General features: G+C 73.4%; 18 protein-coding genes. 3 read left to right on the top strand and 15 right to left on the bottom strand.

All coding sequences use genetic code 11. The features are described from left to right. Positions 1 to 11: 11 nt before the first annotated feature. The 14 genes from CRP51_RS20330 to CRP51_RS20265 all read right to left on the bottom strand — a co-directional run bounded on the left by CRP51_RS20330 (position 12) and on the right by CRP51_RS20265 (position 16507). A complete protein-coding gene (locus CRP51_RS20330) occupies positions 12 to 803 on the bottom strand; it encodes a polyketide synthase (protein WP_097232705.1) in 792 nt (263 codons plus the stop codon). After that, the gene (locus CRP51_RS20325; protein WP_097232704.1) at positions 800 to 1582 is read right to left on the bottom strand and encodes an enoyl-CoA hydratase/isomerase; all 783 of its coding nucleotides are present in this window, start codon (positions 1580 to 1582) and stop codon (positions 800 to 802) included. Before CRP51_RS20325 ends, CRP51_RS20330 begins: the two co-directional genes overlap by 4 nt. 16 nt (positions 1583 to 1598) lie before the next feature. Then, positions 1599 to 2858 carry a hydroxymethylglutaryl-CoA synthase family protein gene (locus CRP51_RS20320; RefSeq protein WP_097232703.1) on the bottom strand — a complete coding sequence of 420 codons (1260 nt, stop codon included), beginning with the start codon at positions 2856 to 2858 and terminating at the stop codon, positions 1599 to 1601. Positions 2859 to 2872: 14 nt separating this feature from the next. Next, complete coding sequence (locus tag CRP51_RS20315; protein WP_097232702.1) at positions 2873 to 4252, bottom strand: beta-ketoacyl synthase N-terminal-like domain-containing protein; 1380 nt, start codon at positions 4250 to 4252, stop codon at positions 2873 to 2875. Further along, complete coding sequence (locus CRP51_RS20310; protein ID WP_097232701.1) at positions 4252 to 4503, bottom strand: phosphopantetheine-binding protein; 252 nt, start codon at positions 4501 to 4503, stop codon at positions 4252 to 4254. The genes CRP51_RS20315 and CRP51_RS20310 overlap by 1 nt, the downstream gene beginning before the upstream one ends. A 69-nt stretch (positions 4504 to 4572) precedes the next feature. Next, positions 4573 to 6471: an ACP S-malonyltransferase gene (gene fabD / locus CRP51_RS20305; RefSeq protein ID WP_097232700.1), complete on the bottom strand. Its 1899-nt coding sequence runs from the start codon at positions 6469 to 6471 to the stop codon at positions 4573 to 4575. Beyond that, a complete protein-coding gene (locus CRP51_RS20300; RefSeq protein ID WP_097232699.1) occupies positions 6468 to 7394 on the bottom strand; it encodes a 4'-phosphopantetheinyl transferase family protein in 927 nt (308 codons plus the stop codon). The genes fabD and CRP51_RS20300 overlap by 4 nt, the downstream gene beginning before the upstream one ends. 106 nt (positions 7395 to 7500) lie before the next feature. Beyond that, complete coding sequence (locus CRP51_RS20295; RefSeq protein WP_097232698.1) at positions 7501 to 8076, bottom strand: chorismate pyruvate-lyase family protein; 576 nt, start codon at positions 8074 to 8076, stop codon at positions 7501 to 7503. A gap of 937 nt (positions 8077 to 9013) precedes the next feature. Beyond that, entirely contained in the window at positions 9014 to 9985 is a 972-nt protein-coding gene (locus CRP51_RS20290) for a tetratricopeptide repeat protein (RefSeq protein WP_097232697.1), read from the bottom strand. 37 nt (positions 9986 to 10022) lie between these two features. Next, positions 10023 to 12521, bottom strand: a complete 2499-nt coding sequence (locus CRP51_RS20285) for an Hsp70 family protein (protein WP_097232696.1) — start codon at positions 12519 to 12521, stop codon at positions 10023 to 10025. Between the two features lie 12 nt (positions 12522 to 12533). Further along, on the bottom strand, positions 12534 to 13136 hold the full coding sequence (locus CRP51_RS20280) for a hypothetical protein (RefSeq protein ID WP_097232695.1): 603 nt from the start codon (positions 13134 to 13136) through the stop codon (positions 12534 to 12536). Beyond that, positions 13136 to 14479: a hypothetical protein gene (locus tag CRP51_RS20275; RefSeq protein WP_097232694.1), complete on the bottom strand. Its 1344-nt coding sequence runs from the start codon at positions 14477 to 14479 to the stop codon at positions 13136 to 13138. Before CRP51_RS20275 ends, CRP51_RS20280 begins: the two co-directional genes overlap by 1 nt. Positions 14480 to 14562: 83 nt before the next feature. After that, the gene (locus CRP51_RS20270) at positions 14563 to 15663 is read right to left on the bottom strand and encodes a serine/threonine-protein kinase (protein ID WP_170970621.1); all 1101 of its coding nucleotides are present in this window, start codon (positions 15661 to 15663) and stop codon (positions 14563 to 14565) included. 37 nt (positions 15664 to 15700) lie between these two features. Next, positions 15701 to 16507, bottom strand: coding sequence for an FHA domain-containing protein (locus tag CRP51_RS20265; protein WP_097232692.1), 807 nt, complete (start codon positions 16505 to 16507; stop codon positions 15701 to 15703). Between the two features lie 511 nt (positions 16508 to 17018). Between CRP51_RS20265 and CRP51_RS20260 the strand changes: the two genes are divergently transcribed. The 3 genes from CRP51_RS20260 (at position 17019) to CRP51_RS20250 (ending at position 18178) form a co-directional block, all read left to right on the top strand. Then, on the top strand, positions 17019 to 17291 hold the full coding sequence (locus tag CRP51_RS20260) for a hypothetical protein (protein ID WP_097232691.1): 273 nt from the start codon (positions 17019 to 17021) through the stop codon (positions 17289 to 17291). A 155-nt stretch (positions 17292 to 17446) separates the two neighbouring features. Beyond that, positions 17447 to 17908 (top strand): winged helix-turn-helix transcriptional regulator, encoded by a 462-nt coding sequence (locus tag CRP51_RS20255; protein WP_439333196.1) that lies wholly within the window; start codon positions 17447 to 17449, stop codon positions 17906 to 17908. Between the two features lie 69 nt (positions 17909 to 17977). Next, a complete protein-coding gene (locus CRP51_RS20250) occupies positions 17978 to 18178 on the top strand; it encodes a DUF3099 domain-containing protein (protein WP_245880699.1) in 201 nt (66 codons plus the stop codon). A 68-nt stretch (positions 18179 to 18246) separates the two neighbouring features. Here the strand turns inward: CRP51_RS20250 and CRP51_RS20245 are convergent, their stop codons facing one another. Next, a complete protein-coding gene (locus CRP51_RS20245) occupies positions 18247 to 19008 on the bottom strand; it encodes a class I SAM-dependent methyltransferase (RefSeq protein ID WP_097232689.1) in 762 nt (253 codons plus the stop codon). Between the last annotated feature and the right edge of the window lie 296 nt (positions 19009 to 19304).

Raw genomic sequence — 19304 nt, 5'->3', positions numbered from 1 at the left:
GCGTCGCCCCGCTAGCCGTAGAGGCCCAAGATCCGCTCCCTGACCTCGGGTTGGTGGAACGTCACCTCGTGCATGGCCAGCTCCTGCTCGATCACCTGTGGCAGGCGCGCGCGCAGGTCGGCCACCATGTGGTCCTTGAGGGTGACGAGGGACAGCCGGGGCTTCTCGGCCACCAGCCGGGCCAGGTCGAGCGCCCGGTCGAGCACCTCGCGCCGGGGCACCACCTCGAACGGGACGCCGCGCCTGGCGAGGTCGGCCCCCCGGTAGGTGCGGGCGGTGACCAGGAACTCGTGGGCCAGCGGGCCGCCGAGCTTCTCGCGCAGGACGAGGGTGGCGCCGAAGCCGGGGGTGAAGCCGTACTTCATGAAGCTGGCGGTGTAGACGCTCTCCGTGGCGAGGATGACGAAGTCGCTGAAGAGGCCCATGCACAGTCCGCCGCCCACCGCGTGGCCCTGCATGGCGGCGATCACGGGGACCGGGCAGTCCAGGGGGAGGCTGTAGGTGCCGCTGGCGACCTCGCCGGTGTCGGCGGCGGTGAAGGCCATCCGGCCCTCCTGGATCGCGATCAGGTCGCGCTGGGTGCCGCCGGTCGCGAAGTAGTTGCCGTAGCCGGTGAGCACCACCACCCGGTACTCCTCGGCGGCGGACACGGTGCGGAAGGCGTCGACGAGACCGTCGATCAGCTCCTCGGTGAACGTGTTCTTGTGCGCCCGGTCCTGGAGGGTGATCAGGGCGACACCCTCGGACGGCTGCCGCAGGGTGACCACGGGCTCGCGCGCCGCTTCCTCGGTGGGGCCGGTCATCGGCTCGCCTCCCAGGGGTAGACGCCGTCCTCGACGAAGCGCGTGACGCGTCGGAGGTTGGCGGGGTCGGAGAAGATGTCGAGGTTGGCCCGCACCGCGGGCTCCCTGGCCGCCTCGAGGGCGACCGGGCTGATCCGGCCCATGTAGCGCTTGTAACTCCCCACCGTCTCGGGCGGGATGCGGCGCAGCCGGCCGAGGTGCTGGAGCAGCAGCTGGTCGCCGCGCGGCCCGTGCGCGTCGACCAGGCCCCACTCGGCGGCCCTGGCGGCGGGGACCGGCCGGGTCATGAGGGTCATGTAGTGGGCCTTGCCGAAGCCGACCCGGCGGGTCAGGAAGGGCAGCACCATCGCCGGGTAGAGCCCGAACAGCAGCTCGGAGAGGCCGAAGGTGGCGGTGTCGTCGGCGATGACGACGTCGCTGGCGGCGACGAAGCCGACGCCGCCGGCGTTGGCCCGGCCGCGCACGTGGGCGACGAGGATCTGGGGGCCGGTGGCCATCCGCAGCCACAGGTCGTACAGGGCGTCGACGTTGCCCCGGTCCCGGTCGGCGTCCCCCGGCTCGCCGGCGGCGACGCTGTCGAGGTCGGCCCCGAAGCAGAAGTCGCGGTCGCCGCCCTCCACCACCACGACGCCGACGGCCCGTTCCTCGCACGCGTCGAGGGCGCGCCCCAGCTCGGCTATCAGGTCGGGCGTGATGGTGTTCCTCGCCTCGGGGCGGTTGAACCGCACCCGGCAGACGCCGTTCTCGACCGTGGCGTCCAGCGCTCTTCCCCGGATCATGTCCCCGTGACTCCCGTCAGATCCAGGTGTATTCGCGGTGGAACTCGTTGATGCCGCGCAGCACCAGCACGTCGCCGCCGCGCGCCGCGCCGAGCGGCTCGGTGTAGGTGTCGAAGTCGATCTCGACGTTGCGGGTGCCGAACCGCACGGTCTCGTTCTCCTTCAGCAGCCGCTCGTAGGTGTCGAAGTCCAGCCGGTAGCGCCCGTCGAGGTGTTCGGCCACCCCCATGGCGCGGACCTTCTCCTGACCGGCCGCGTCGACCACCCCGCTGTAGAACTCCGAGCAGCAGCCGGAGCCGTAGGAGAAGCAGCCGATGCGGCGCGGCTCCCGGAAGTCGCCGTTGGCGATGGTGCTCAGCAGGGAGAGCAGCACGGTGCCGCCCATGATGTTGCCGACGTGCTGGCAGTAGGTCAGGCCGGGGGTGACGCGGGCCTCGAAGTCCTCGTCGATGTCCTTGCGGCCGGCGCGGTAGAGCTTGCGCATCATGGTGCGGTGGGCGCCCTTGACCATGCCGCCGAACGGCGTGTGGAAGGCGAGGTAGGAGAACGTCTCGCGGTAGTCGGCCTCCGGTACCCGCCGCTGGTACTCCTGGAAGGACTCGAAGCAGCAGTCCAGGTAGGACATCAGGGACAGGTCGGCGTTGCCGGCCTCGCTGTCCGGGACGGGCCGGCAGGTGTCCATGGTCTCGTAGCCGTAGTAGCCGTTGGCGCCGACGTCGACCCGGTAGACCTCGGGCCGGTCGCTGACCAGCAGGGCGACGGCGCCGGCGCCCCCGCTGGGCTCGGCGAACGACCAGTCCTCGGAGAGCGCCTCGCCCGCGTCGGCGACGATGAACCGCGCCAGGTCGGTCGCGACGACCAGGGCCTTGGCCCCCGGGGAGACCTGCGCCAGGACGGAGTTGATCGCCATCTGGAAGCCGGCGGTCCCCGAGTAGCAGGCGTTCTTCAGCTCGAACAGGCGGCAGTTGCGGTTGAGTCCGAGGTAGTCGTGGACATAGGTGCTGACGGACTTGCCGAAGTCGATGCCCGACTCGGTGCAGGTGATCAGCATCTCGACGCGGTCGCGCTCGGCGTCGGACAGCGCGTCGACGAGCGGCTTGGCCGCGTTGACGGCGAGGGAGACGGGGTCCTCGTAGGGAAGGGCAACGGTCTTCGCGTGCATCAGCAGATTGCTGAACCGCTGCATGTCGAGCTCTCGGCGCTCCGCCAGCTCCGCGACGTCCAGATAGGCGGTGCCGCCGTAGAAGTTCATGGATTCAATGCCGACCGGTCCCACTTGCTCTCTCTTCCTCAGGATGACGCTCTGTCGCCGTGGTCGTCGCCGTCGTCCCGGCCGTCCCCCGGGGCGGTGGCCCGTTCGAGGACGACGCACGAGTTGATGCCGCCGAAGCCGAAACCGTTGTTGATCGCGTACCTGAGTTCCGCCGTGACGGCGCCCGGCGGCACCAGGTTCAGCTTGAGCGCGCCCTGGACGGGCTCCCTCAGGTGCGGGTTGGGGTGCGCGAACCCGTGCCGCAGCTGCTGCACACAGGCGACGGCCTCGATCGCGGAGGCCGAGCCGAGGCAGTGGCCCGTGAGGGCCTTGGTGGCGTTCACCCACGGCCTCGTGGCGTGCTCGCCCAGCAGTTCCGTCAGCGCCGCGGCCTCCGCCTCGTCACCCAACGGCGTGGAGGTCGCGTGGGCGTTGACGTAGTCGATCGCGCCGGGGGCGAGGCCCGCCTGGTCGAGGGCGCGGCGCATGACGCGCACCTCCGCGTCCACCGAGGGCGCGGTGCCGCGCTCGCCGTGGAGCACGACGGCGCCGCCCCGGACGCCGGCCAGCGGGACGGCGCCCCGCGCGGCGGCCCCGGCGGCGGTCTCCAGCAGGAGCGCGGCGGCGCCCTCCCCGGGGACGAAGCCGTCGTGCGCGGCGTCGAACGGGCGGCTGAACGAGGCGGGTCGCCCGGCCAGCGACTCCGCGGTCGCCGACTTGCCGCCGAGCGCGCCGACATGGCGCAGCGCCGTCAGCTCGACAAACGTCAGCTCCGCCATCGGCGCGAGCACCAGGCAGGCGTCGGCGTAGCCGTCCCGGAGCAGGCGGAAGGCGGTGACCAGCCCGACGTTGCCGGCGGCCGAGGCGCCCCCGGTGGTCAGGCTCTCGCCGTGCGTGCCGAACAGCTCGCCGGCGGCGCCGACGAGGTCGCTGTCCCACAGCTCGGTGGCGTAGCCGGGCCGGACGAGGGCAGGCGACTCGCGGTATCTGCCGCCCATCTCGTGGATCAGCCGGTGGGTGGGGCCGCCGCCGGCCACCACCAGGCCGAAGCCGCCGGGGTCCCAGGACGCCGGGCCGCCCGCGCCGCGCGGGCCAAGCCCGGCGCTGGAGACCGCCTCCGCCGCGGCGAGCAGCGAGAACGCCTTGCCGCGCGGGGCCCGCCGCAGCGGGTGCCGCAGCCGGTCACGCAGCCGCTCGTCGACCGCGCCGGCCTCGGCGAGCGCCTCCAGCGCCCGCGCCGGCGTGGCCGCGATCCGGCCGGACACGCCGCACGAGGCCGGCAGCGTCTCGTCCCCCGGCGGCTCGTAGGTGATGCCGACGGCGCCCTCCCGCAGGCCCCGGGTGAAGGCGTCGACGGTGTTCCCGAGGGCGCACTGCACCCCAAGACCCGTGACGACGACGTCCGCGCGCTGGTGCATCACGCCGCCGAGACGCGCTTCTTCTCGATGGCCTCGGCCAGCTCGCCGAGGCTGGAGAGCTCGCCGAACTCCAGCATGGAGACGCGGAGTTCGTGCTCCTCCAGGGTCTCCGAGATGATGTCCATCCGGTCGACGGAGTTCGCGCCGAGGTCCCTGAGGCTGGTCTCGGGGGTGATGTCGTCGGCCTTCACCTCCGGCAGGATCTCCTGGATGATCCGGCTGAGGGTCTCGAATATCTCACTGCTCGCCATGGCGGGGTGGTCTCCGGTCTGCGGGACGTCGCGGGTGGGTGGGGGAGGAAGCGCGGGGAGTGCGGGCGTTCAGTCGTCCACCACCAGCGGTTCGGCGAGACGGACGATCTGCTTGGCCATGTTGGCCGCGGTCTTGCCGGGACCGACCTGGACGAAGGTCTCGACGCCCTTGCCCATCATGTAGCGGACGCTCTCGGTCCACTTCACGGGCGAGGTGATCTGCCAGGACAGCACCCGCGCGATCTCCCCGTTCCGGTAGGGGCGGGCCCGCAGGTTGGAGACGACCGGGGTGCGCAGCTCGGTGAAGCCGAACTCCCCGACGTGCCGGGAGAACGCCTGGCTGGCCTCGGCCATGTAGCGGGAGTGGAAGGCGCCGCTGACCTTGAGGACCGTGTACGAGCCGCCGGCGGCGTCGAACAGCTCCTTGGCCTTCTCGACGTCCTCGCGCGGGCCGGAGATCACGGTCTGGCGGGGGGTGTTGAGGTTGGCGATGTCGAGGGAGGAGAGCCGGTGGGTGGCGAGCACCGCGCGGACCTCGTCCTCGGGGATGCGGCTGACGGCCGCCATCCCGCCGCCCGCGGCCCGGCTCATCAGCTCGGCGCGGCGCTTGACCAGCTTCAGGCCGGTGGCAAAGTCGAAGCCGCCGGCGGCCAGCAGCGCGGCGTACTCCCCGACGCTGTGGCCGGCGAAGTAGTCGGCCTTGTTCCCCTCGGCTTCCCACGCCAGGTACTCCAGGGCGCTGACGACGTAGAGCGCGACCTGCGTGTAGCGGGTCTCGTTCAGCCTCTCGTCCGGGTTGTTCAGGCACAGGTCCTCGATGGAGTAGCCGAGGATCTCGTCGGCCTGCCGCACCAACTCGGGGAAGCGGGCGAACTCCTTCTCTCCCATGCCCTTGGCCTGGGCACCCTGCCCGGGGAAGAGCGCTCCGATCATCGTGCTCCCTCTCTGCGTTCTCCGGCCGCGCTCCGGCTCGGCGGCGCGCGGCCTCGGCCACGCCGCCGCGTCGGCCCCGAGCTGCGCCAGGTTGGCCCGCTCGTTCCCGAACGGGGTGATGACGGGATAGGTCTTCCGGTCCGGGTGGCTGACCCGCATGACCGCGGCCAGCGTGGCCGACGGGGTCAGGTCGACGTAGGCGACGGGCCCGCCCGCGACGGGGACCGAGGACAGCGCCCGGGTGAAGGCGATCGGTTCGCGCAGCGCCCGCCAGCAGTGGTCGGGGGTCAGCTCGGTGACGGGCTGCCCGGTCGCGGAGGAGATCACCGTGGTCCCCTCGGCGGGAGGCGCGACGGTGAGCGCCGCGGCCAGCCGGCCGACGTCCCCGGCCAGCGGGTCGAGCGCGGCGGAGTGGAAGGGGAACCTGACCGGCAGCGACACGGTCACCAGGTCCCGCTCCCGCAGCGCCCGTTCGGCGGCCGCCAGCCCCTCGGTGGTGCCGGTGAGGACGAAGTGCCCCTCGTGGTTGACCGAGGCGATCTCGGTCCCCTCGCGCAGCTCCGGCACCGTGGCGTGCAGGGCGGGGTCGCCGAGGACCGCGAGCATCCCGCCGGCGGGCGCGCGGCCGGTGACGACGCCGGCCATGCCGATCAGGAAGTCCAGCGCGTCGCCCGGGGTGACCCGGCCGGCGACCGCGAGGGCGACGAACTCGCCGAGGCTCGCGCCGACCAGCACGTCCGGCCGGATGCCGTCGGCCCGCAGCGCCCGCGCCAGGGAGTACTCGGTCAGGAACAGCGCCGCGTTGGTCAGCGCCAGGTCGTCGCAGGGGTCCCCGAGGCCCCGGGCGGGGTCGTGCACGTAGTCGAGCGGCGCGAGACCGTGGCGTTCCCGGCAGTGGGCGTCCCACTCGTCCGCGCTGGCGCGGAAGGCCGCGTTCTCGCGGTGCAGCGAGGCGGCCATGCCGAAGAACTGCGAGCCCTGCCCGCCGCAGAGAAAGACCGTCGTGGGCCGGTCGTCGAGGCGCGCCGCGCTCATCGGGGCACCTCCGGGCGCGGCTCGACGCGGGCGGAACCGGGGAGGCCGATCGCCGGCAGCGGGGCCGGCGCCGGATGGGCGACGACCACCACGCGGTCGTGGACGCCGGCGTCACCGGGCAGCAGCTCGGCACGCGCCCGGAAGTGCGGGAAGCAGCCGAACTCCACGAGCCAGCCGCCGTCGCGCCAGGTCACGTCGGAGACGCGCAGGACGTCGAACGGCACCGTCAGCCCGATCCGCAGGGCCTTGGACAGCGCCTCCCGCGCGCTCCACAGCACCAGCGCCAGCCGCTCGGGCGTGCCGGCTCCCCGCGCCGCCGCCGGGCCGTCGACGAGGGCGCGTTCGGCGCCGGTCAGGGCGCCGAGCGCGGCGGCCACCGTGTCCGGGGCGACCCACTCCAGGTCGATCCCGAGCGGGCAGGCCCCGGAGTGCACCAGGGCCAGGGCGGTACCGGTGGCGTCGCGGCCGGTGTGGGTGAGCGACACCTCGAGTCCCGGCTCGCCCGGGACGCTCAGCAGCGGCTGGTGGAAGACGCCGCCGCCGGTGTCGACGGATTCCGGCGGCACGTGCCGGCCGAGGGCGGTCCTGGTGGCGACCTTGGCGGCGTAGCGGGCCACCGTGAACTCCTGGCGGCGCCGGTCGCCGGTCAGTTGGTCCAGACGCCGCAGCTCGCACGGGCCGAGCACGCTCCGCAGAAGGGTGTGGTCGGTCCCCCGCGGGTCGTAGTCGGCGCGCGCCACCACGCAGGCGGGAGCGGGCCGTTGTCCGTCGGCGCCGGCCCGCGCCGGCGACGCCTGGCGCAGCGGCAGGACCACCGTGGCGACGTCCGGCAGCGCGGGGACGGGGCGCGCCCGCCCGGGACCGCGCACCGGCGAGAGGCCGGTGGGCGGCGCCGGCAGGACTCCCGTCGGGATGTCGGTCATGACGCGCCTCCCCGCTGTGTGGACATGAGTTGGGTGGTCCTTCCTCGGACCGGATCTGTGCTGGGGGGCCGTCTCCCCCCGGGCGCGGGCCGCCCCGCGCGGGCACTCATCTTCGGGACGTGCCTGGATGCCCGGTCAGTTCCCACGGAGGAACATCGCCGTCCAGAAACTCTTCCTGAATGAGGATCGCGGGCCGGTCACGCAGCAGAATCCGGTACAGCCGCGAGAAGACGTGGTCCGGGCCGGTGCGCACCCACAGCAGTTCGCGGCGGTGGTGGATGCGTGAGGCCAGCAGCTGGGAACCGAGGCTGGAGCCGGGGCGGTTCATCTCCATGAGGAACGAGGCCGGCAGCCGGGGCGGATAGAGATAGGAGAGCGCGCGGACATAGGTCCGCCCGGTCACCGCGCCGTTGAGCGTCACCCGGCGGCGTACGCACGTCTCGTCGACGTCGGTCTCCAGCCACCCCCGCTGCTCGGCGTCGGGTATGCCCTCGACGTTCTCCACGGTGTGGGTGCTGATCTCCTCCAGATGCAGCGCGGACAGCATCTGGGTGAGCGTGCCGTCGCTGACCATCACCGCGCGGTAGGCGGGATACAGGTCCCCCAGCTCCGCCAGCGACCGGTCCGTCTCCGCCTGCGATGTGAAGAACCTGGACAGAGCGGAATAATCCGACTTCAACATGGCAACTCCAGGCTCAGGGTGGGAGTGTCGCGGAAAAGGAAGGCCGGGAGTGCGCGGGAAGCGGCGGTGAAGCCCTTCCCGGCCACCGGGGCGGCCCCGCGTGCGAGCGGATTCCGTCGTGCGGAATAGGGCTCGCTCTTGGCGGTGTCGTGCGACCGGCAGCCGAATTCCTTCGACGACGGATCGCCACTCCCCCAACCGCCCCCGGACGGGTGCGCGGTATTCATCTGGAACGTCTCCTGTGGCACTTCGAACGGGATGGTCAGCCCCGCCCCCGAGGACTCCACAACGAGCCCCGAAGAACGCGAGAAACGCGAGAAACACAAAAAGAACAAGAAGTGAACAGCGCGGCGACGCGGCCGCCGGCGCGAGCCCCGGTCAAGGACGACGCCCTTTACTACCCAACGATCACTGGTCGGCCTTCCCCCGTAGGTGACCCGTTGACGAGGCGTCGAGAAATGAGCGTGTGCACCGAGAATCCATCGAAACGGTCAGCAACCACGAATCGACAGTGAAGTGCACTCGTCACAGCGGCTCAGGTCAGAGCCCATCCCCGTAAACAGATCTCAATGTCTTGCGACATTCGGGGGAGGCGACACCGTGACTCTCGTGCAGATTCCCCCGAACCGGGTTGTGACGGTACACCCACTCGGGCAGACCGTCAACGCCGGCCGGGGCGGCGGAGGTCGGCCCTGAGTTCACCCCGGGACTTTCGAGGGAAGGTAGACGAATGTATACACGATAACAACCGGCGAGTAGAACTCTGGTTGTGGATGCGAAGGCCACGGTTGCGCACGAAATGCGTAACGGCTCTGTAATAGTTCCGTAAAGCGATCGCGCTCGACTTTCCCACCGGCCGGCGTCCCGCCCGCGCCCCACGGGGGGGTGCGGGCGGGACGCCGGGCCCCGGCTTCCGGCGCGCCGGGCGGTCCGGCCCCTACGCGGCGCTCGGGGTGATCTCCACCGTCACGGTGCGGTTGAGCGCGGCGTCGTCGAACGGGGCGTCGCGCTGGTCGGCGCTGCCCGTGGTGAAGTCCGTGAGCGGCCGGTCGGCGGCGGCGCTGAGCTCGCGGGCGGCGACGAGGGCGCGCCAGAGGGCGAGCACCGAGCCGCCGCTGTCGGGGGCGCCGGGAACCGCCGCCGCGTGGCCGAGGATCTCGACGCGCGCGTCGGGGCCGGTGTGGGCGGCGAGCGCGGCACCGAGGGCGGCGAGGCGTTCGGCGCCGCCGGGGGTGAGCCGGTCGGCCTCGGCGAAGACCACCTCGGTGAAGGCGACCTCGACCGCGCCGCCCTCGGCGGTCACCCGCAGCCCCTGGCCGGCGAGCTCCCGAGCCAACTCCCGGGCGAGCGCGGCCTGTTCGGCGGCGGCCTCGGAGGCGGCGTCCGACGCGTCGGACTCGGCCGTCGGTCCCGGGGCGCCGTCCCCCCGGCCGTCGTCGCGGTCGGGCTCGGTCGGGGCCGCGACCGGGGTCTCCCGCCCCGGGTCGGAGCCGGTGAGCAGGGTGCCGCCGACGGCGAGCGCGGCGGCGACCGTCGAGAGGGCGAGCACCGCGGCCGTGCGGGCCCGGTGCCGGCCGAGCACCGCGCGGGGGCCGCGGCCGGTGAGGCGCGCGACGCGGGCCAGGCCGGCGCGCGCGGCGGGGTCGTCGGGGCGCCGGGCCAGGACCCGCCGCCAGCACGCGGCGGCCTCGTCCAGGGCGCCCCGCTGCGCGTGGAGCCGGGCGCGCAGGTCGAGAACGTCCGGGTGCTCCGCGCACGCGGGGTCCTCGGGCTCGTCGAGTACGCGCAGCGCGCCGTCGACGTCGCCTGCGCGGGCGGCCCGTCGGGCGCGGGAGACCCGCAGGGCGACGCGCAGCGGCGCGCCGGTCGGCTCGGGCGCCCGGCCGCGCGGCGGCGGTGGTTCCGTCATGGTCACTGTCCCTCCTTCGGCCGGTGGGGCCGCTGGTTCAGTTGATGCCGCCGGTCCTGCGCTCCACCTCGCCGGCGGCGCCGGGCGGGAGCAGGCGGCGCAGGCGTTCGTTGACGCCGGCGAGGGCCCTGCGGTTGCCCTGGGCGATGGCCTGGCGGCCCTCCAGGATCGCGGCGTCCGCCTGGGCGCGGGAGTGCATCTGGTCGCGCATCGTCTCCAGCGAGTTGAAGACCAGGAACTCCCACTGGTCGGTGCGGCGCAGCAGCTCGACCTGGAACTCCCTGGCGCGTTCGATGAGTCGGCGCAGGTCGGCCGGCTTCGCGTCGTCGCCGAGGGCGCTGGCCCGGTCGCGCAGCGACTGCAGCTCGCCGCGGTCGGAGTGGCCGCCGCCGTTGTGCTCGATGATGTCCTGGCACTGGCCGAGGAGTTCCCACAGCTCGCGCTGGAGCCCCGGCACCTCGATGGCCTCCTCGATGTCGTCGAGCTGGGCCTCCAGGTCGCGGATGCGCCGGTCGCTGTTGACGGCGGCGCCGGTGTCGACGGCGGCGGCGTCGACGTCCTTGCGGAGCTGCGGGACGGACCGCTGGTCGGTGAGGTCGTCGAGGGCGCGCTGCGCCTGCTCGGCGTGGACGTCGTCGGCCTGGTCGCGCAGGTCGTTGACGCGGGACTCCAAATCGTGGAGGCGGTCGACCAGTTCGTCGTGCTCGGGGGCCAGCAGGTCGGAGCGGTTGATCGTCGCCTCGAACTGCTGCTGGACCAGCGGGATGTCGGCGGTGACCAGCACCTCGCGGCTGCTGGCCTGGATCTCGAAGGTCACCTCGACCTCGCTCTGCGCCGGCAGGTCGATCCGCACGTCGCGCGGCCTGATCTCCAGCAGGCCGACGCGGGTGTTGCGGTCCGCGCGGCGGCGGTCGCCCTCCAGCAGCGGGATCTTGATGACGGCGTCGGGCTCGGAGCGGCGCAGCGGGATGGTGGTGCGGTAGGTCTTGGTGACCATGGTGGGCAGCGAGGTGCCCTTGCGCAGCAGCGGGTCGAACCGGCCGTCGGCCTTGCCGATGCCGAGGGTGCCGGTGAGGACCGCGTCACCGGGGACGACGGCGGCGTGGCCCACGGAGAAGGTGTCGCCGACCAGCTTCTGCCGGTTGCCTGCGCCGTCGGTCAGCTCGACGACGAAGCGCGAGGTGGTGTCGGCGTCGATGCTGACCTCGAGGTAGAAGGAGCCGTCCGCGGTCAGCGCGGTGCGCGGGCTGCGGAACGGCAGCTTGCCCTCGGGGTTGGCGACGGTGACCGCGTAGCCGGTGAAGTCGACCTCGTCGCCGCTGGTGACCGTGCCGGAGACGGGAACGTCGGTGGTGTCCACGGTCTGCGCGGGATAGGTGAGTTCGACGGCGAACTCCCCGACGGCGGCCCGGTGCGGCGCGCGCGGCGCGCGGACGCTGCGGGCGAAGACGGCGGCGCCGCGCGCCACCACGGTGGTGGGGTCCTGGCTGTGGTCGAGGGGGATGCCGGGGCCCTCGTCGGGGTCGGCCAGCAGCGCGCGCAGCCCGGGGCTGAGGGTGGCGCCGCCGACCAGCAGCATCCGGTCGATGTCGTCGGGGCGCAGCGCGCTCTCGGCCAGGGCGTCCCGGCAGAGCCGGATGGCGCGGACGTAGAAGGGGCGCGCCAGCTCCTCCAGGGCGTTCCTGGTGAGGGTGAACTCGAACGGTTCGGTGCCGCCCCGGCCGTCGTCGAGGTCGACGAAGATGTCGACCTCGGGGTTGCGGGAGAGGGCGATCTTGGCGTTCTCCGCCTCCAGCTTGAGCTTGGCGAAGTTCCGCCGCCAGTGGGCGTTCTTGCGGGTGAACTCGTCCAGCCCCAGCCCGCGTCGCACCGCCGGGGCCAGCAGGTCGTCGACGAGGGCCCAGTCGATCAGCTTGCCGCCGAGGTAGGGGTCGCCGGCGTGCTGGATGAGTTGCAGCTCGCCGTCGCGCTTGCTCATCACGGCCGCGTCGAAGGTGCCGCCGCCGAGGTCGAAGACCATCCAGTGCGCGGACTCGGAGGCGTCCTGCACGCCGTAGGCGATGGCGGCGGCGGTGGGCTCCTGCACCAGCGGGCAGTGCTCGCCGAGGCCGGCGAGGGCGGCGGCCTCGCTGGTGGCGTTGTTCTGGTTGAGGGCGAACGAGGCCGGCACGGTGATCACCGCGGCCGCCGGCTGCTCGCCGAACTCGTGGGCGACGTCCTGGCGCAGCGACTTCAGCACCTCGGCGGACAACTGCTCCGGGGACATGGTGATGCCCGCGCGGCGGAACGTGCGGTGCGCGCCGGCCGTCCCCATCTCCTGCTTGAACTCGGCGTAGGCGTCGTCGATGTCGCTCTCGGTGCGCTCCCTGGCGCGGCGGCCGACGTGCACCACGCCGGGCTTGGGGCTCCAGACGGCGGAGGGGGTGTAGTCCCAGCCGTCGTTGTTCTTGATGACGCGCACGCCGTCCTCCTCGGCGACGGCGATGGCGCTGTTGGTCGTTCCGAGGTCGATTCCGAAGTCGATGGTCTCGCGCACTGGTCTCCCCTCTCAGCTGCTCGGTGCGGTGTCGCTGGCCGTGTCGGCGGGCTCGGGCGCCGGTTCCCGGACGGGGCGGCCGACGATGACCTGTCCCATCTGGATGCGCCGGCCGCGGAAGTGGATGGTGGGCCGCACGGTCTCCAGGACCGTCTCGCGGGTGAGTCCCGGCTCCTCCTGGAAGACGAGGACCTCCAGGGAGTGGCCCGAGTCGAAGGGCATCCCCTCGTGTTCCTGGATCTCCAGCCCGTCGTCGACCAGCGCCTGGCGGATGGCGTTGACCTGGCGGCGCACCTGCCGCAGATCGGCGCCGGTGAGGGCGTCGGCCTCCTGCTCCAGCTTGCGTTCGGCCCGCCACAGGCCGAGGGCGGCGCGCAGCAGCGCCTCGGTGTCCGGGGCGGCGTCCGGCTCGCCGGTCCCGGCGTCCTCGGCGTCCGGCCCGCCGTCCTCGGCGGCGGCCGTGGCGCGTTCGGCGAGCGCGGCGATCTCGTCGAGCAGGGCCGTGGCCCAGGCGGCCTGGTCGGGGTCGAGCGCCGGCGGGGGCACGCGGAACTCGCGCGGGTGCCGCAACTGGCCGACGAGCGCGCGCAGCCGGCGGCGCGGGGTGGGGGCCATCAGCCGTTCCCCCCCTGGTGCCCGGCGGCCTGCTGTCGCGCGGCCTCCCTGCGCGCCCTGCCGGCCTCGCTGAAGGTGCCGATCAGGCCGAGCGCCGTCAGGGTGCCAAGCCCGGTGAGCAGGGCGGGCACGAAGCCGGAGCTGACGCCGGCGACGATCACGCCGATGATGCCGAGCAGGATGACGAGGAACGCCAGGCAGCCCCAGAGCGTGCCCTCCTGCGGCGTGGCGCCGGCGGCGGTGTCGGCGCCCGCGAGGTTGGTGCGGCGGCGTGCGGCGTGGCCGTGGAGCTGGCGGATGACCCGCAGGTTCTCCGCGATGGTGCCGCCCTGGTCGGTCGGCGTGATGCGCAGCGCGGACTCGGCCAACTCGATGAGGTAGCCGGAGCGCTGGGCACTGGCCCGCTGGTATCTGTGGTGTTCCAGCAGGGCGACCGCCAGGTTGTTCATGCCGACGGCGACGAGGTGCGACAGCTCCTCGCGGCGCCAGTCGGAGACGAAGGGCCAGTAGGGCTCCAGCTCCTCGTAGGCCGGCTTGACCTGTACGCGCAGCTTGTCCAGGGCGTCGGAGAAGCGCCCCTCCCTGCGGTCCTCCTCGGCGGCGCGCAGGGTGGCGTTGATCGCGCGCGAGCCCTCGTCGACGATCCGCTCGAACCCCTCGGCGACGAGCGGCGCGAAGACCGCGTGGCGGTTGAAGCGGGCGCAGATCTCCGCGAGTTCGGCGCGGGTTTCGAGAAAACCGGCCAGCTCGTTGAGCGGCGAGACCAGCAGCGCGGGCAGCTTGTCCACGAAGTCGTCGGCGGTCAGGGCCGCGAGCCTGCGGTCCTCCGCCAGCGCGTCGACGCGGTGGCCGACGTGCGCGCGGAACGAGGGGTGCGCGAGTGTGGCCGCCCAGCCGTCGGCGGCGGCCGCCCACAGCTCGCGCGCGCGTGCGTCGGCGAGCCCGGTGGGGGCGGTGGCGCCCTCCAGCGCCTCGGCGTGGGCGAGCACGGCCGCGTCGTGGGTGGCGTGCAGGTCGCCGGGGCAGTCGCAGCCCAGGTCGGCGTCGCCCCAGCGCCACATCAGCTCGTCGACCAGCCGCCGGCGGGCGTCCTGGAACTGGTCGAACGCGATCCGCACCTCCTCCACGCGGTACTCGACGGTCAGCGGGGACTCCGGGTCCCCCGGCCAGGACTTCTGCACCGCCAGCCGGGCGTCCAGCCGTTGGCGCTGCTGGCGCACCGAGCGGCCGGCCGCGTCGGCGGGAAGGCCGGTGACGGCGAAGGCGTTGTTCCGGTAGAGCCGGTTGCCGGCCAGCTCGGTGAAGCGAACGAGTTCGCCGCCTCGGTCTCGTTGTTCGTCCATCCCTGTCCCCCTCTGTGCGCTTCCAAGCCGCTGTGGTCGCCCCGGTGGGCGTCGTGCCTTTCGGACGGCCTCACCGCCCGCGTTCACATGACGACCCCTCGCCGCCAGGTCGTCAGGCGCGCCCGGTGGTGGGCGCCGAGGCCGGGGTGCTCGTCGATCAGGGCCGCCAACCCCTCGGCGGCCTCGGCCAGTCGGCCGGGCTCGCGGGACATGCGCACCAGGTCGAGGGCCGCGCGTTCCGCCTCCGCGGCGGGCGCCGGCCGCGCCGGGGACGGCTCCGGAGCCGTCCCCGGCGCCGGCGGCCCGGTGGGCGTGCTCAGCGCGGAGGCGCGGCGCGCCACCTCGCGGGCGCACCCGGTCCGTTCCGACGGGTCGACGCGCAGCATGTCGCCGACCAGTCGGTCGAGTTCGGGGCCGACCTCGTCGTTGAACGCGCTGGGCGGCAGCAGCGGGCGGTGGAACCGCTCCAGCGAGAAGGAACGGACCGGGTCGCCGCCGTCGTAGGGGAAGTGGTTGGTCAGCAGGAGGAAGGCGATCGTGCCCAGCGCCCAGACGTCCCCGGCGCAGGAGTAGCCCCCACCCTGACGCAGCACCTCGGGCGGCATGTAGGCGACGGTGCCCTGGGCGCTCGCGGCCATGGTCAGCGGGTCGGTCTCCTTGGCGAGGCCGAAGTCGCTGACCTTCGCCAGCAGCCCGGTCTCGTCGTAGCTGACCAGCACGTTGGCCAGCGACAGGTCGCGGTGGACGATGGGGTGGGCCCGCTCGTGGGCGACGGCCAGCCCCTCGGCCGCCTGCCGCAGCACGGCCAGCACCAGGGCGACCGGCACCGCTCCCCCGTGCGTCTCGATCAGCTGCTCCAGGCTGCCGCCCGCGACGTACTCCATCGTGATGTAGCCGCGCCGGCCGGCGGCGGTCTGGACGGTCCCGGCGTCGAAGACCCGGATGATGTTCGGATGGCCGAGCGTGGAGAGGATGCGGGCCTCCTCCATCATGTCCGACGCCTCCTCGCGGGAGGCCATGTTCCGGAAGAGCTTCAGCGCCTGCCAGCCGAGGAACTGGTGCCGCACCCGGTAGACCTCGGCGAACGAGCCCTCGCCCAGGCCGCGGTCGACCACCAGCGCCTCGTTGATCCGCTGGCCCTGGCTCAGCAGGTTCCCCCGGCGTCGCGGCCCCACCCGCCCCATCCGTGCTCCCCCCAACCGTCGTGCGGCGCTGTGTCGTTCAGTCGGTGCGGTGTGCATGGCCGTCCCGGCGCGGCGCCGGCCCCTGGTGGACGTAGAGCCGGTAACCGATGGTCGGAACGGTCTCCAGCACCCGGGGCTCGCCCGGGTCGGGCTCCACGCGTCGGCGTACCGCGCGCACCACTCCGGCGAGGTCCGTGCGGTCGTAGCCCCGGCCTGGCGGCCACTCCTGAGGAGGACGCCAGAGGGCGGCGATCAGTTCGTCGTGTTCGCACGTGACCGCCTCGACGCCGGGGAGTCCGGTGCCGCGTCCCGTCATGTGGCGCAGCAACTGGTGTCCCTTCGGGCGCAGTCCCTCGATCAGCACCTCGCGCTCGCCCTCGGTCCGGTAGACCCTGCTGCCCACCAGGTCGTAGCGGACGGCGGCCCGTGCCGGCTCCTCCCCCCGGCCGTCGGCGTGCCGGGCCGGCGCGGGTCGGGTCGCGTGCGCGTCCACGTAGGTCAACCGCCAGTACAGCAGCTCCTCCTCGGAGACCATGTCGCCGAGGACCAGCAGGGTGTCCCCGTGGCGCAGTGGCTCACGGCCCCGCAGCGGGCGGATCTCGCCGTCGGGGGCGGCGGGGCGCAGAAGCGTGCCGTTCCTGGCGTGGTCGGTGACCCACCAGTGGCCGTGCTCCAGGTCGAGGATGCAGTGCAGCCTGCTGATCCAGCCCTGCGGGTCGGGGCCGAGCACGATGTCGGGCTCGTGGTGGGGGGCGGCGCGGCCGATGGTGCACTGCTCGCCCTCCAGCACGTGAACGCCGGCCTTCCCCGTGGGCGAGACCACCTTCAGCTGCGCCCTTCGCATCGCGCGCTTTCCTCCCGTTCGTTCGACCGGTCGCTTCCCGACATTCTCGCGACCTCACCCGGTCGGGAACCATGGGAGGAAGTTGGAATCGGGATGGAGACGCCCGGGGCCGGTGTGCGCGCGCACGCCGGCCGTCCGCCGGAGCGCGCCGACACACCGTCACCGTCCGGCGGGCACCCCGTTTCTCACCGTGGCAGCTTTGTGCGCGCCGTTCGGGGTGATCTCTCCCCTCTTCGCACTTCCTTCACGCGCGCGTAAGCGTGGGGCGACGCGCGCCTCTCCCTCGTTCGTTCGAGGTCCGAGCCCCGGGGCCGGAAGCTGACCGTAGCCCCGCGCGCCCGGGACCGGTCACGGCGCGGTGGGGGGTGGCGGGGCGCCGGTCCCGCCGGTGGAACGCGGACGGTGACGAGTCGGTTCCACCGACCGCCCCAGGGGGGCATGACCTGGGGTCAACCTGGGGACAGTGATCAGCAGGACCGGTGAACCCCCGGCAGCGGTGAGGAGTTCCGTCATGGACCAGGCGCTGGACAACAGGCTGGACAACAGGCTGGACCGCAAGACCACACGACAGACCCGCATCCTGTTCGCGGCCACGGCCACCCTCGCCCTGGCCCTGTCCCCCGTGTTCTTCCTCTACGGACTGTTGATCGGCGCGCTGGGCCTCGTCGGGACCGGCATCGCCACCAGGGAGCGCGAGGGGCGGACGGCCCGGGTCGCGACGGTGGTCTTCGCGGGTCTGCTGGCCGGCAGCCTCCCCTATATGGTGCTGGCCGCCGTGCTCTGACCCGCCGCCGGGCGAGCGCATCTCGGCCCGCTTCGCCCAAGTCGGGCGGGGCGGGCCGAAGTACGAGGTCAGCGGGGGTGCGGACGGGATGTCGTGTCCTCGGGGCGAGGGTGCAGCATGGGAATGCGCCGCGTTCTCTGGTATCCAGGGACCTCGTGGAGACCGACTTCGATCATGAGGGCAACGGCAGGCACGAGGACCATCGAGAGCGCGGCGCCGTCGGCGGGTGCGGGCGCGGCAGCGAGGTGCTTCCCCGGGGCCGCGCGCCGCGCGCCACGCTGGAGCTGATCGCCGGCAAGTGGACGATGCTGGCGCTGGTGGCGCTCGCCGACGGGCGCGCGCTGCGCTTCAACGAGCTGCGGCGCCGGCTGGACGGCGTCACCCAGAAGATGCTCACCCAGACCCTGCGGGCGCTGGAACGCGAGGGGCTGCTGACCAGAACGGTCTTCCCCACGGTCCCGCCGAGGGTGGAGTACCGGCTGACCGCGCTCGGCGAGGAGATAGCGCAGCTGGTGACGCGGATAGCCGAGTGGAGCGCGAGCCGCGCCGACCAGTTGTGCGCCGCCCGCGCCACCTTCGACCGCCGCGCCCCGCACCCGCGCCCGCTCAGCGCCTGAGCGCCGGCGCACGTACACCTCATCCGCGCCGGCGCGCGGTGGTCGGGGACGGCGCCTAGCGTGAGACGGGTGTACAGACGACGCCGGCGACGCTACCTGGTGCTGATGGCCGTCTGCCTGCTGCTCTTCGTCGGCGGCGGCGCGGTGGTGCGGCTGTGGTCGGTGCCGGTGGCGATCGCGATGTGCGCGCTCGCGGCCGTGATCCCGCCCGTCGCCACCATCGTCGCCAACCGCCGGGAGCCGGACGACCGCTGGTGGGACGAGCGCTGACGGTGACCGTCCCCCCGCCCCGTCAGGGCCGCGCGGGCGCGGGCGGACGGCGGTGGCAGGGCGCGCCTTCAGACGGCGGTGGCGGGGCGCGGGCGGCGGAAGAGGGCGGCCCACAGGAAGGACTCGCCGAAGTGGGGCGACTCCTCGGGCTCGTCGCGCATCCGGCGCAGCCGGACCGCGGTGAGGTCCGAGAAGATCCACCGCAGGTTCTCCTCGCTGTAGGCGAGACCGCCGTACAGTGAGGCGTCCCGGTAGAACGCCTCGTCAGGCAGCTCGGAACCCATGCCGCCGGCGGCGAAGCAGCTCAGCGAGAGCAACCCTCCGGGCGCCAGCAGGCGGTCGACCAGGGCCAGATAGCTGACCCTGCGGTGCGGCGGCAGATGGTGGAAGCAGCCCGAGTCGTGGATCAGCGCGTAGGGGCCGACCAGCGTCTCGCCGGCGAGGGCGAACGCGTCGCCCTCGTGGAAGCGCACCCCGGTGGCCCCGCGCGCCGCCGCGCGTTCCCTCGCCCAGGCGACGGCCGTCGGGGAGAGGTCGACGGCGTCCACCTCCAGGCCGCTCGCCGCCAGACGCAGCGCGTTGCGCCCCGGTCCGCAGCCGAGGTCGAGCACCCGGGCGCCGGAGGGGACCCTTCCCTCGTCCAGCAGTGCGACGAGGCTCTCGTCGGGTTTGTCGGCGAAGAACGGGACCCCGCGCGAACGGTCCCGGTAGAACGTGTCCCACCAGCCGGCGGCCCCGTCCGTCCAACGGTCGCCACCCGACGCGAAGAGGCCGTCCATCAGCCTCAGCACGTCCTCCACGGTGCGGACACTCCGCCCCCGCTCGTTCATCCCGGCCCCTCTCCCTCGTCTCCCCGGGCCCTGACGGCTCGTCTCCCGGCCCTGACGGCCGCCAGAACCCTAGGCTCCGCGCGCCCGGGAGACCAGCTCGCGGCGGGTGGGGCGAAGGCGTGGCGCGGCCGTCGCCGGGCCGCCGGGCGGCGCCTGGCACCCCGGGGTGGACGCGTGGTCACCGTTCCCGCCGCGCCCCCGTGGGGCGGCGGGAACGGGGCTTCCCGGCGGACGCGGGCCCCGCGGGTTCGGCGGGTTCGCGGGGGGGCGGGACCGGCGGCGGGAACGGGGGCGGG

The organism is Streptomyces zhaozhouensis, from assembly GCF_900230195.1.
GTDB lineage: Bacteria > Actinomycetota > Actinomycetes > Streptomycetales > Streptomycetaceae > Streptomyces > Streptomyces zhaozhouensis.
Note: the sequence above shows the minus strand (reverse complement) of the source record. Positions and strands in the feature narration are given on the sequence as shown.

Excerpts from the sequence above, each read along its gene's own strand:
- CRP51_RS20295 (WP_097232698.1), bottom strand. The coding sequence starts at position 8,076 with ATGTTGAAGTCGGATTATTCCGCTCTGTCCAGGTTCTTCACATCGCAG.
- CRP51_RS20310 (WP_097232701.1), bottom strand. The coding sequence starts at position 4,503 with ATGGCGAGCAGTGAGATATTCGAGACCCTCAGCCGGATCATCCAGGAG.
- CRP51_RS20265 (WP_097232692.1), bottom strand. The coding sequence starts at position 16,507 with ATGCGAAGGGCGCAGCTGAAGGTGGTCTCGCCCACGGGGAAGGCCGGC.
- CRP51_RS20275 (WP_097232694.1), bottom strand. The coding sequence starts at position 14,479 with ATGGACGAACAACGAGACCGAGGCGGCGAACTCGTTCGCTTCACCGAG.
- CRP51_RS20330 (WP_097232705.1), bottom strand. The coding sequence starts at position 803 with ATGACCGGCCCCACCGAGGAAGCGGCGCGCGAGCCCGTGGTCACCCTG.
- CRP51_RS20315 (WP_097232702.1), bottom strand. The coding sequence starts at position 4,252 with ATGCACCAGCGCGCGGACGTCGTCGTCACGGGTCTTGGGGTGCAGTGC.
- CRP51_RS20325 (WP_097232704.1), bottom strand. The coding sequence starts at position 1,582 with ATGATCCGGGGAAGAGCGCTGGACGCCACGGTCGAGAACGGCGTCTGC.
- CRP51_RS20245 (WP_097232689.1), bottom strand. The coding sequence starts at position 19,008 with ATGAACGAGCGGGGGCGGAGTGTCCGCACCGTGGAGGACGTGCTGAGG.
- CRP51_RS20260 (WP_097232691.1), top strand. The coding sequence starts at position 17,019 with ATGGACCAGGCGCTGGACAACAGGCTGGACAACAGGCTGGACCGCAAG.
- CRP51_RS20300 (WP_097232699.1), bottom strand. The coding sequence starts at position 7,394 with ATGACCGACATCCCGACGGGAGTCCTGCCGGCGCCGCCCACCGGCCTC.
- CRP51_RS20280 (WP_097232695.1), bottom strand. The coding sequence starts at position 13,136 with ATGGCCCCCACCCCGCGCCGCCGGCTGCGCGCGCTCGTCGGCCAGTTG.
- fabD (WP_097232700.1), bottom strand. The coding sequence starts at position 6,471 with ATGAGCGCGGCGCGCCTCGACGACCGGCCCACGACGGTCTTTCTCTGC.
- CRP51_RS20270 (WP_170970621.1), bottom strand. The coding sequence starts at position 15,663 with ATGGGGCGGGTGGGGCCGCGACGCCGGGGGAACCTGCTGAGCCAGGGC.
- CRP51_RS20290 (WP_097232697.1), bottom strand. The coding sequence starts at position 9,985 with ATGACGGAACCACCGCCGCCGCGCGGCCGGGCGCCCGAGCCGACCGGC.